Genomic DNA, 827 nt, shown 5'->3' with positions numbered 1-827 from the left:
GCCGCGGCCGAGCAGCCGCGGCGCCGCATCGGCGGTGGCCGGCTGCTGCAACGCGGTGACCGCCACGGCGACCGCCTCGTCGAGCGGCAGACCGGCCTTGTAGGACGAGCGCAGCGCGGTGACGATCGGCTCGGTGTTACCACCCATCACCACGAACTGCGGTTCGTCGACGATCGACCCGTCGTAGGTGATGCGGTACAGCTGCGGGCCGTCCTCGGTGTCGGCGCGACCGACCTCGGCGACGCAGATCTCCACCTCGTAGGGCTTCGGCTGCTCGGTGAAGATCGTGCCCAGGGTCTGCGCGTAGGCATTCGCCAACGCCCGCCCGGTCACGTCCCGCCGATCGTAGGAATAGCCGCGCATGTCGGCGTGCATGATCCCGGCACGGCGCAGATTCTCGAACTCGTTGTACTTGCCGACGGCGGCGAAACCGACCCGGTCGTACAGTTCGCTGATCTTGTGCAGCGCCTTCGACGGGTTCTCCGCCACCAGCAGCACCCCGTCGGCGTAGGTCAACGCGATCACCGAGCGGCCCCGGGCGATGCCCTTGCGGGCCAGCTCCGAACGATCGCGCATGATCTGCTCGGCGGACGCATAGTACGGAAGTGTCACCGGGCATCTCCTGCGGTGCGGTCGGCCACGATGCTGCGGGCCAGCTCGGACAGGGTTTCCTCCGCGACCGCCACGGCCCCCGCCGCGGTGATCACCACCGCCGTCGGGTAGATCCCGCGGGTGGTGTCCGGGCCGCCGGTGGCGGTGTCGTCGTCGGCCGCGTCGTACAGCGCCTCGACGGCGGTGCGCAGCGCGCTCTGCTCGTCGGCGTCGGC

Annotated in this window: 1 protein-coding gene and 1 pseudogene; both read right to left on the bottom strand. The window is 70.4% G+C overall.

From position 1 onward, the window contains the following. Positions 1-612: proteasome subunit alpha (gene prcA / locus R1101_RS0124660; protein WP_016935791.1), on the bottom strand; the 612-nt coding region annotated here is incomplete at its 3' end. Then, a pseudogene (locus R1101_RS28795) lies at positions 609-827 on the bottom strand (proteasome subunit beta); the annotation flags it as partial. The pseudogene R1101_RS28795 and the gene prcA, both read right to left, overlap by 4 nt.

Source organism: Rhodococcus sp. R1101 (assembly GCF_000278445.1).
GTDB lineage: Bacteria > Actinomycetota > Actinomycetes > Mycobacteriales > Mycobacteriaceae > Rhodococcus > Rhodococcus gordoniae.
This window is presented reverse-complemented; position numbering and strand designations above follow the sequence as displayed.